We start from the raw sequence: 9,071 nt of genomic DNA on the forward strand, positions 1-9,071 counted from the left end.
CGCGGTGGAGCTGCGCACCTGCTCCGCGTGGTCGGTGGCCTCCTGGGCCTGCGTCGACGCGGCGTTCAGCAGGCGCTCGGCGTCCGTGCGGGCGCGGCGCAGCAGCTGCTCCGCCTCGGCACGGGCGGCCTCCGCGTCACTGGTCAGCCGCTGCCGGGCCTCGTCGGTCAGCCGCTCGGCCTCGGCGCGCGCGGCGGCCATGGCCTGATCGGCCTCGGCACGCGACTCCTCGAGCAGGCGCCGGGCCTGTGACTCCGTACGGGCCCGCAGCTGCTCGGCCCACGCCACGTTCTCGTTGACGTGCGACTCGACCGTCTGCCGGCGCTCGGCCAGCTCCTGGTCCAGCTGCTGGCGGCGGGCCACGGCCTCGGCGTGCAGCTCGGCCTGCAGCCGCGCGGCCTGCTCGGCGTGCTCCTGCAGGATGCGCTGGGTCTGCGCGCGGGCCTGGCTCAGCTCCCGCTCGGCGTCCTGCCTCAGCTGGTCCGCCTGCATCTGCGCGTTCCGCAGCAGCTGCTCGGCCTGATAGCCGATGTCACCGCCGTCGAACGCGGGCCGGGACATGATGGTGCGCCGCGCCTCGTGCAGCTTGGCGCGCAGCACCTCGACCTGGTAGCCGAGGTCCTCGGCGTGCTGGATCGCCTTTTCCCGCTCGGTCTTCAGCCGCTTCATCTCGGCCTCGAACCGAGAGAGGTGGTCGACGTCAGCCGCCGGCTCTCGCTCCTGGCTCTCGTAGCCCCGCACTGCGCGGTCCCATCCGTCCCCTGGTCGCAAGCCTGTCCAAACGAGCTCCGTCCATCCGCCGAACGGGGCCCCCGGGGAATGGTGTCAGATCAACGGCGGAGCACGGGCTGCTGCCCCGACGCTCGTCCCCCGAAACCCGGACCCCGGCATGCGGTCACCCAGGACTTCGAGGGCGACCGCCCCCAACCCTACCGGCCCTTATGTACGTGGGTCAGTGCTCGGACGACTCAACAGGTGCCGATGTGACCAGTTCTGTCAGTACACCGTGGCAATCCTTGGGGTGCAGGAAGGTGATCCGCGACCCCATGGAGCCGCGCCGTGGCTCCTCGTACAGAACGCGTACGCCCTTGTCGCGGATGTCCGCGGCGTCGGCGTCGACATCCGCCGTACCGAAGGCGATGTGGTGCACACCCTCCCCGTTCTTCGCCAGCCACTTGGCGACCGTGGAGTCCTCACGGGTCGGCTCGAGCAGCTGCAGGTAGGAGGCCCCGCCGTCGGACGTGTCGTTGATCTTGAGCATGGCCTCGCGCACGCCCTGCTCCTCGTTGACCTCGGAGTGGAAAACCTCGAAGCCGTACGTCGCACGGTAGAACTCGACGGTGGCGTCGAGGTCGTGGCAGGCGATCCCGATGTGGTCGATTCGCGTCAGCATGGATTCAGTGCAGCGCTCCGCGGGTGGTTACGCAACGTGCGCGCGATCACACCGACGGCCCGATGACGGGGCGCAGTACCGCTCAGTACATTCGAAGTAAACCCTCGTTCACTCCTCAGCTTTGTGCAGCTGGAAGGGGATCGCACCTCATGTCAGGAACGAACAGCACGACGTCGGTCATCGTCGCGGGTGCCCGCACCCCGATGGGGCGGCTGCTCGGCTCGCTCAAGTCATTCAGCGGAGCCGACCTCGGCGGTTTCGCGATCAAGGCCGCCCTCGACCGTGCGGGGATCGGCGGCGACCAGGTGCAGTACGTGATCATGGGCCAGGTGCTGCAGGCCGGGGCGGGGCAGATCCCGGCGCGCCAGGCCGCGGTCAAGGCCGGCATCCCGATGAGCGTCCCGGCGCTCACGATCAACAAGGTGTGTCTGTCCGGGCTCGACGCGATCGCCCTCGCCGACCAGCTGATCCGCGCCGGCGAGTTCGACATCGTGGTCGCGGGCGGCCAGGAGTCCATGACCAACGCGCCCCACCTGCTGCCGAAGTCCCGCGAGGGCTTCAAGTACGGTGCGGTCGAGATGCTCGACGCCATGGCGTACGACGGTCTGACCGACTCCTTCGAGGGCATCGCCATGGGCGAGTCCACGGAGAAGCACAACACGCGCCTGGGCATCCGGCGTCCCGAGCAGGACGAGATCGCCGCGCTGTCCCACCAGCGCGCCGCCGCCGCGCAGAAGAACGGCATCTTCGAGGCGGAGATCACCCCGGTCGAGATCCCGCAGCGCAAGGGTGACCCGGTCCTCTTCAGCAAGGACGAGGGCATCCGCGGCGACACGACCGCGGAGTCCCTGGGCAAGCTGCGCCCGGCGTTCACCCGGGACGGCACCATCACCGCCGGTACCTCCTCGCAGATCTCGGACGGTGCGGCGGCCGTGGTCGTGATGAGCAAGGCCAAGGCGCAGGAGCTCGGCCTGGAGTGGATCGCGGAGATCGGCGCCCACGGCAACGTGGCAGGCCCGGACAACTCGCTGCAGTCCCAGCCCTCCAACGCCATCCTGCACGCCCTCAAGAAGGAGGGCCTGGAGGTTTCCGACCTGGACCTCATCGAGATCAACGAGGCCTTCGCCGCGGTTGCGGTGCAGTCAATGAAGGACCTCGGGGTTTCCACGGAAAAGGTGAACGTCAACGGCGGCGCCATCGCCCTGGGCCACCCGATCGGCATGTCCGGCGCCCGTCTGGTGCTGCACCTGGCGCTGGAGCTGAAGCGCCGTGGCGGCGGCGTCGGCGCGGCCGCGCTGTGCGGTGGCGGCGGTCAGGGCGACGCGCTGATCGTCCGGGTGCCCAAGGCCTGAGTTCCCGTACGGCAAGTTAGCGGTACGTCTCGTAAGCGAACGGAGCTGTGATGCAGGACGTCTCCTCTCTGGTGGCCCAGGCCAGGGAAGGCCGGCCGCGGGCCGTGGCCCGGCTGATCTCCTTGGTGGAGGGGGCGTCCCCACAGCTCAGGGAGGTCATGGCGGCGCTCGCGCCGCTGACCGGCAACGCGTATGTGGTGGGTCTCACCGGCTCGCCCGGGGTCGGCAAGTCGACGTCCACGTCGGCACTGGTGACCGCGTACCGCAAACAGGGCAAACGGGTCGGCGTCCTGGCCGTCGACCCGTCGTCCCCCTTCTCCGGCGGGGCCCTGCTCGGTGACCGCGTCCGCATGTCGGACCACGCCTCCGACCCCGGTGTGTACATCCGCTCGATGGCCACCCGCGGCCATCTGGGTGGTCTGGCCTGGTCGGCTCCGCAGGCGATCCGCGGCCTGGACGCGGCGGGCTGCGACGTGATCCTGGTCGAGACCGTGGGCGTCGGCCAGTCGGAGGTGGAGATCGCCTCCCAGGCCGACACCTCCGTCGTCCTCCTCGCCCCCGGCATGGGCGACGGCATCCAGGCGGCCAAGGCCGGAATCCTGGAGATCGGCGACGTGTACGTCGTCAACAAGGCCGACCGTGACGGTGCCGACGCCACGGCCCGCGAACTGAACCACATGCTCGGCCTGGGCGAGGCCCGCGGCCCCGGCGACTGGCGGCCGCCCATCGTCAAGACGGTGGCCGCCCGCGCCGAGGGCATCGACGAGGTCGTGGAGGCCCTGGAGAAGCACCGCGCCTGGATGGAGGAGCGGGGCGTCCTGGCCGAGCGGCGGCTGGCCCGCGCGTCCCGCGAGGTCGAGACGATCGCGGTCACGGCCCTGCGCGAGCGCATCGGCGACCTGCACGGCGACCGCCATCTGACCGCACTGGCCGAGCGCATCGTGGCCGGGGAACTGGACCCGTACCGCGCGGCGGACGAACTGGTGACGAGCCTGACGGAGTCCTGACCGGTTCGGGTCGAGACCGGCCGGCAGCCGGCGCAGCCCGGTCACGTGCGGAATCCCGGGGACCCGTTCCGCAGGGCCGGGCCGGGGCCTCCCGTGTGAGACCCCGTTCCGGTCGTGACCGGCCCGGCTCGGTGGGCCCCGAACGGCACGCCGGGTACTTCCGAGCATGCCGAGAGGGCGTCGAACGAGCCGGCCTCCGCCGAGCCGGACCTCGTCACGTCGTATCCGGCCCGGCCGGCCGGACCAGCCCTCGCCGATCCCGGACGCGGCCCGGCCCGGCCGGCTCATGATGGACCACGCCGAACGGGGGCAGCCCGCTTCGGACCGGACCGGGTCGCAGGCCGCGGCCGGCTGCTACCTTGATCCGCATGTTCCTCCGCCTGGCGTAGAGCGCACCCCGCGTCCCGCACACGGCCGCCGGTTCCCGGCCGCCGTGCGCCCTGGCGCGCTCCGGTGTCCGCTCTCACCGCCTCCAGCCGAGGAAACCACGCATGTCCGCGACCACTTCGCCATGCCCGTCGTCCACCTCGCGGCGCCCCTCGTACGCCGCCGTCCTGCGCGTCCCGCACGCGCGCCGTACCTTCGCCGCCGCGCTGTCGGCCCGTCTTTCCTACGGCACGGTCTCGTTGGCCGTGCTGCTGTCGGTGACCCGCGCGACGGACTCGTACACCGCCTCCGGTGCCGTGATGGCCGTCTTCGGTGCCTCGGCGGTCTTCCTGATGCCCCTGCGGGCATCCCTGGTGGACCGCTATGGCCCCCGCCGCACCCTGCTCCCCATGGCGGCGCTGTACAGCGTCCTGCTCTGTGTGCTGGCGGCCCTGACCTGGCGCCCTGGGGCATCCCCGGTGGTACTGGCGGTGTCGGCCGCCGTCACGGGCGCCTGTGCGCCCCCGCTCGGCCCGGCCATGCGCGCGGTGTGGAGCGACCTCGTCCACGACCGGCGGCTGTTGCGGCGGGCCTACAGCATGGACGGCGTGGCCGAGGAGCTGCTGTACGTCTCGGGGCCGGCCGTCGTCGGCCTGCTCCTGAGGTTCGGGCCCCCGGCCGCCGGAGTGCTGCTGAGCGCGGTGCTGATGGTCACGGGGACGTGCGCCTTCGTGACCTCCCCGGTGATGGCCGGCACCGGTCACCGGCCGGGAAAGCCGACCGCCCGGAGGGCCCGCCGCCTCCCGCCGGGCCTGCTGCGGCCGGTCGTCGCGGCGGCTGGCCTGGGGCTCGCGCTGAGCGGGGCCGAGCTGCTGGTGACGGCGTTCGCGGCGCAACGGTCGTACGACGACTCCGTGGTCCCCTGGATCCTGGGCGCCCTGTCGGCGGGGAGCGCGGCCGGCGGCCTGCTGAACGGGGCGGTCGAGTGGCGGGCACCGGCACGCGCGCGCCTGCCGTGGCTCCTCGCGGGGCTGGGAACCGCCCTGTCGGCGGCGGCACTCGCCCGTGGGCCCTGGACGCTCGCCGCGGCCCTGGCCTGTGCGGGGGTGTGCGTCGCGCCGGCTCTGACGACGGCCTACCTCCTGGGTGACGAGACGGCGCAGGAGGGGGCCCGGACCCGGGCGGGAGCGTGGATCAACACGGCCGTGAACGCGGGTACTTCCGTCGGTTCTGCGGCCGCGGGGCTGCTCGTCGGGCGGCTGCCGCTCGGGGCGTGCTTCGTGCTGGCGGGCGCGATGGCCGCGGTGGCGGCCGTCGCGGCCGTGGTGGCACCCCGGTAGTGCCGGGTGGCCGAGTGGCGGGCGGGACCTGAACCACCCGCCCGACACCCGGCTCCCGCTCGGTTCAGGGACGCCCCCGCTGTCCCCGCAGATGGTCGGCGATCGGCTTCAGGGCCCTGTCCAGCTCCTCCAGCGCCTCCGGCGACAGCAGATCGATGAAGTGCTTCCGCACGGACGCCACATGATGCGGCGCGACCTTCTGCATCGTCTCCATGCCGTGGTCGGTGAGCACCGCGTACAGCCCACGGCGGTCGGACTCGCAGTTCTCGCGCCGCACCAGATTCGCGTTCTCCATGCGCGTGATCTGGTGCGAGAGCCGACTCTTGGACTGGAGGGTGGCGGATGCGAGGTCGCTCATCCGCATCCGTACGTCCTCCGACTCGGACAGGTTCACCAGGATCTCGTAGTCGTTCATTGTCAGGCCGAACGGCTGCAGGTCCTTTTCGAGCTGGTACGTCAACAGCCTGTTGACCTCCAGGTGGGTGCGCCAGGCGCACTGCTCCGCATCGGTCAGCCAGCGCGTGGCCGTCTCGGTCTCCATGAATGAAGTCTACCTAAGAAGTTGAATTACGAACTAGTGAGGACGGTGTGACTGTGCGCACGCGTTCGACGTCACACTCCGCAGACTACCGCTCACAGCCCGAAGCGACGCTGGAGGTCCCCCAGCTGTCCGGGAAGGCGCGGTGCGCCCGGAGCCTGTCCATGACCTCCGGGTACCCCGCCCGAGCCGGGTACGCCGGGCTCGTGCGGGACCGCTCCTGTGGCCTGCTCGGCCATGAGGGTTTCGGTCGACTGGAGCAGGACCGTGCCGGCTCCCACGAACTCGAACTGATGCTCCTCCCCGGAGGCCCCGCCGAGGCCCGTCATCGCACGTAGACCGCCCATTACGCCGGTCAGGTAACCGTGGTCGTAGTGGTGGCACGGCGAGGGACAGTCGGCCCACCCCACCAGTGCCTGCGGGTCCACCCGGATCGGAGGTTCCATGAACACCACCGGGCCGTTAGATGCGGCCACGAACTTTCCGGTTCCGATAAGGGTCAGAAAACCCGGCACGATCGACTGTTTGAGCGCAAGACTTGGCTGAAAAGCGAGCAAGTTGCCCGAGCGAATGGTCAGGTTGCCGTCGTCGAGGTCGTACGAATTGACGTCGAAGGCCCGGTCGGCGAGCAGCATCTTGCCCGAGCCCTCCGCCACGACCCAGTCGCTCGCGTGCAGAGGCGAATGGAATGACGTACGGACAAGTCGGTCGAGTCGCCCGCGCCCGATGCCGTTGAACTCGATCGCCCCGTAGTAGGCGATCATCTTCCCCTTCTGCAGGAACCACTGCCCGCTCTTGAGCTCCACGCAGAACGTGTACTTGTTGACGTTGTCGTCGACCGGCAGCGTCATGGGGTCGTACACCACGGGACCGCTCCCGGCCCCCGGGTAGGTGGTCACAGCTTCTCCTCCGAGGCCTGGACGTACACCGCGCCGCTGCCGCTGAGCTCCAGCTGGAACGCCTCGCCGGAGCCGCGCCCCACCATGTCGCGCCAGCCCAGCGCGGTGGAGAGCTTGTTGCGCACGTCGCCGTGGTGGGCGACGTACGCCTGCGGATCGACATGAACCGGGCGCTGCGGAGTGATGGGGATCTCGAAGACGCCCCCGTGCGCCATGACGGCGACCGCCCCGTGCCCCTCGAGGGTGGTCGTGAACAGTCCCTGCCCCGTCACCTGGCCCCGGACCATCCCCATGACCCCGCCCTGCGAGCCCATGAACATCGTTCCCTGCTGGAGGGTGCCCTCGAAGGCGAGCAGCCGGTCGGCCTCGACGTAGAGGGTGTCGCCGGTGAGATTGATGACCTGGACGTGGTGGCCGCCGTGACCGAAGAAGACGGTGCCGCTGCCCTCGACGGTCATCAGCGGGGTGGCCTCGCCGGCGACCCGCCGCCCGATCATCGACATGATCCCGCCCTGACCGCCCTGGATGCTGGGCGTGAAGGACACGTCGCCCTTGTAGGCGAGCATGGCCCCGCGCTGGCTGAACATCCGTTGGCCGGGCACCACGGTCGCCTCGACCATCTTGGAATTGATCTCCCGCAGCCCCATCTCACACGTCCCCCGCGATCGTGTTCCGCTCGCTCGGCTGTACGTACACCAGACCGTCGCCCTCGAACCGGATCTGGAAGGCCTCACCGCCGCCCTCTCCGAGGAACGTGCGGAACGTCACACCGGACTGGAAGGACTGCCGTACGTTCCCCTGGTGGGCGATGTAGGCCCCGGGGTCGACGACCAGCGGGTACTGCGCACTCACCCGCAGTACGACGGCCGGCCCGTCGGACATGATCGCCGCCTGTCCGTGCCCCTCGACGGTCGTCGTGAACAGGCCGTTGCCCTGGGAGGCCCCCCGCAGGCCGGTGAAGGACGTTCCCGTCCGCAGTCCGGCGTCGGTCGCGAGCAGATTGCTCGACTCCACGTACAGCTTGTCCCCCTGGAGACTCACGAGGTTGATCTCGGAAGCACGGTCCGCGAACCAGCAGGTTCCGTGCCCCTTCACCTCCATCACGGTCATCTGCTCGCCGGTGAGCCGCCGGGTCACCATCCCCCGTAGCCCCTCACCGCCGCCGCTCAGCTTCTTGAAGGCCATCTGCCCGTCGTACGCGACCATCGAGCCGTTCTTCGCCTTCACGGCGTCCCCGGTCATGTCGACGGCGAGGACCTTGCTTCCTTGGAGTCGGAACATCGCCACGCTGCGAAGGTAGCGGCGGACGTCCCGTCACGGACAGACCCCTCCCCGGAGGGCAGGGGGGACGTTTGCCACAATGGGCAGACGTTTGTGCCCGCGTTCACAAAGCGGCGCCGCACGAACCGTCGACCTCCCTCACACCGAAGGTGACCCGTGGACATCAAGACCGCCACCGCCCTCCGCCGCCTCCGACTGGTCTCCGCCCCCGAGGCCGTGTCGTTCCTCGTCCTTCTCGTCTGCTCGGTGCTGAAGCGGACCACGGACTTCAACGCGGTGCCCGTGATGGGCGGGGTCCACGGTGTTCTGTTCATCCTTTATGTGATCTTCTGGGCCGACGCCTGGAACCGCACCCGGTGGAGCGCGGGCACCGCCGCTCTCTACTTCGTCCTTTCGGTGCTGCCCACCGGCGGCTTCTTCGCCGAGCGCAAGCTCCGCCGTGAGGCCGAGGCCGCGGTCATGGCCGCGCGCGCCCGCAAGGAAGGGATCGTGAACGCATGATCGTCGCCTTCTCCGTGACGCCGCTGGGCGTCGGCGAGGACGTGGGGGAGTACGTCGCCGACGCCGTCCGTGTCGTCCGCGAGTCCGGGCTGCCCAACCGCACCGACGCCATGTTCACCTCCATCGAGGGCGAGTGGGACGAGGTCATGGCCGTCGTGAAGCGTGCCGTCGCCGTCGTGGAGGAGCGCGCGCCGCGCGTATCGCTCGTGCTCAAGGCCGACATCCGCCCGGGTGTGACCGACGGCCTCACCTCCAAGGTGGAGACGGTCGAGCGTCACCTGGCCGGGTAGTCCGCGCCGGGTCCTGGCGGAAAAACAGGGCCCCCCGGGGGCGGGGGTTTTAATGTGCCCCGAGTGTGTGTGGGCGGCACACACTGGTGGTGTAGGGGTGGTTT

Annotated in this window: 10 protein-coding genes and 1 pseudogene; 5 read left to right on the top strand and 6 right to left on the bottom strand. The window is 70.3% G+C overall.

Going from position 1 to position 9,071, the window contains the following annotated elements:
* Both ACFW2E_RS30515 and mce read right to left on the bottom strand, forming a co-directional pair.
* Positions 1–741 (bottom strand): annotated as a pseudogene (locus ACFW2E_RS30515) (hypothetical protein); the annotation flags it as partial.
* Between the two features lie 211 nt (positions 742–952).
* Positions 953–1,393, bottom strand: coding sequence for a methylmalonyl-CoA epimerase (gene mce, locus ACFW2E_RS30520; RefSeq protein WP_384470303.1), 441 nt, complete (start codon positions 1,391–1,393; stop codon positions 953–955).
* A 149-nt stretch (positions 1,394–1,542) separates the two neighbouring features.
* Between mce and ACFW2E_RS30525 the strand changes: the two genes are divergently transcribed.
* The 3 genes from ACFW2E_RS30525 (at position 1,543) to ACFW2E_RS30535 (ending at position 5,458) form a co-directional block, all read left to right on the top strand.
* Positions 1,543–2,745 (top strand): acetyl-CoA C-acetyltransferase, encoded by a 1,203-nt coding sequence (locus ACFW2E_RS30525; RefSeq protein WP_384470304.1) that lies wholly within the window; start codon positions 1,543–1,545, stop codon positions 2,743–2,745.
* Positions 2,746–2,795: 50 nt separating this feature from the next.
* Entirely contained in the window at positions 2,796–3,752 is a 957-nt protein-coding gene (meaB, locus tag ACFW2E_RS30530) for a methylmalonyl Co-A mutase-associated GTPase MeaB (RefSeq protein ID WP_384470305.1), read from the top strand.
* Positions 3,753–4,243: 491 nt separating this feature from the next.
* Positions 4,244–5,458 carry an MFS transporter gene (locus ACFW2E_RS30535; protein ID WP_384470306.1) on the top strand — a complete coding sequence of 405 codons (1,215 nt, stop codon included), beginning with the start codon at positions 4,244–4,246 and terminating at the stop codon, positions 5,456–5,458.
* Positions 5,459–5,522: 64 nt separating this feature from the next.
* Here ACFW2E_RS30535 and ACFW2E_RS30540 read toward each other — a convergent pair whose 3' ends face one another.
* From ACFW2E_RS30540 to ACFW2E_RS30555, 4 genes are all read right to left on the bottom strand, one after another.
* Positions 5,523–5,999 carry a MarR family winged helix-turn-helix transcriptional regulator gene (locus ACFW2E_RS30540; protein WP_384470307.1) on the bottom strand — a complete coding sequence of 159 codons (477 nt, stop codon included), beginning with the start codon at positions 5,997–5,999 and terminating at the stop codon, positions 5,523–5,525.
* 92 nt (positions 6,000–6,091) lie between these two features.
* Positions 6,092–6,847, bottom strand: a complete 756-nt coding sequence (locus tag ACFW2E_RS30545; RefSeq protein WP_384470308.1) for an AIM24 family protein — start codon at positions 6,845–6,847, stop codon at positions 6,092–6,094.
* Positions 6,848–6,891: 44 nt separating this feature from the next.
* The gene (locus tag ACFW2E_RS30550) at positions 6,892–7,542 is read right to left on the bottom strand and encodes an AIM24 family protein (RefSeq protein ID WP_384470309.1); all 651 of its coding nucleotides are present in this window, start codon (positions 7,540–7,542) and stop codon (positions 6,892–6,894) included.
* A 1-nt stretch (position 7,543) separates the two neighbouring features.
* On the bottom strand, positions 7,544–8,176 hold the full coding sequence (locus tag ACFW2E_RS30555; protein WP_384470312.1) for an AIM24 family protein: 633 nt from the start codon (positions 8,174–8,176) through the stop codon (positions 7,544–7,546).
* A 156-nt stretch (positions 8,177–8,332) separates the two neighbouring features.
* On the opposite strand from ACFW2E_RS30555, the gene ACFW2E_RS30560 reads away from it, so the two are divergent.
* On the top strand, positions 8,333–8,677 hold the full coding sequence (locus ACFW2E_RS30560) for a DUF3817 domain-containing protein (protein ID WP_384470310.1): 345 nt from the start codon (positions 8,333–8,335) through the stop codon (positions 8,675–8,677).
* A complete protein-coding gene (locus ACFW2E_RS30565) occupies positions 8,674–8,967 on the top strand; it encodes an MTH1187 family thiamine-binding protein (RefSeq protein WP_384470311.1) in 294 nt (97 codons plus the stop codon). The genes ACFW2E_RS30560 and ACFW2E_RS30565 overlap by 4 nt, the downstream gene beginning before the upstream one ends.
* The last annotated feature ends 104 nt before the right edge of the window (positions 8,968–9,071 follow it).

The organism is Streptomyces sp. NPDC058964, assembly GCF_042741275.1.
Lineage (GTDB): Bacteria > Actinomycetota > Actinomycetes > Streptomycetales > Streptomycetaceae > Streptomyces.

Excerpts from the sequence above, each read along its gene's own strand:
- mce (WP_384470303.1), bottom strand. The coding sequence starts at position 1,393 with ATGCTGACGCGAATCGACCACATCGGGATCGCCTGCCACGACCTCGAC.
- ACFW2E_RS30525 (WP_384470304.1), top strand. The coding sequence starts at position 1,543 with ATGTCAGGAACGAACAGCACGACGTCGGTCATCGTCGCGGGTGCCCGC.
- meaB (WP_384470305.1), top strand. The coding sequence starts at position 2,796 with ATGCAGGACGTCTCCTCTCTGGTGGCCCAGGCCAGGGAAGGCCGGCCG.
- ACFW2E_RS30535 (WP_384470306.1), top strand. The coding sequence starts at position 4,244 with ATGTCCGCGACCACTTCGCCATGCCCGTCGTCCACCTCGCGGCGCCCC.
- ACFW2E_RS30540 (WP_384470307.1), bottom strand. The coding sequence starts at position 5,999 with ATGGAGACCGAGACGGCCACGCGCTGGCTGACCGATGCGGAGCAGTGC.
- ACFW2E_RS30545 (WP_384470308.1), bottom strand. The coding sequence starts at position 6,847 with ATGACGCTGCCGGTCGACGACAACGTCAACAAGTACACGTTCTGCGTG.
- ACFW2E_RS30550 (WP_384470309.1), bottom strand. The coding sequence starts at position 7,542 with ATGGGGCTGCGGGAGATCAATTCCAAGATGGTCGAGGCGACCGTGGTG.
- ACFW2E_RS30555 (WP_384470312.1), bottom strand. The coding sequence starts at position 8,176 with ATGTTCCGACTCCAAGGAAGCAAGGTCCTCGCCGTCGACATGACCGGG.
- ACFW2E_RS30565 (WP_384470311.1), top strand. The coding sequence starts at position 8,674 with ATGATCGTCGCCTTCTCCGTGACGCCGCTGGGCGTCGGCGAGGACGTG.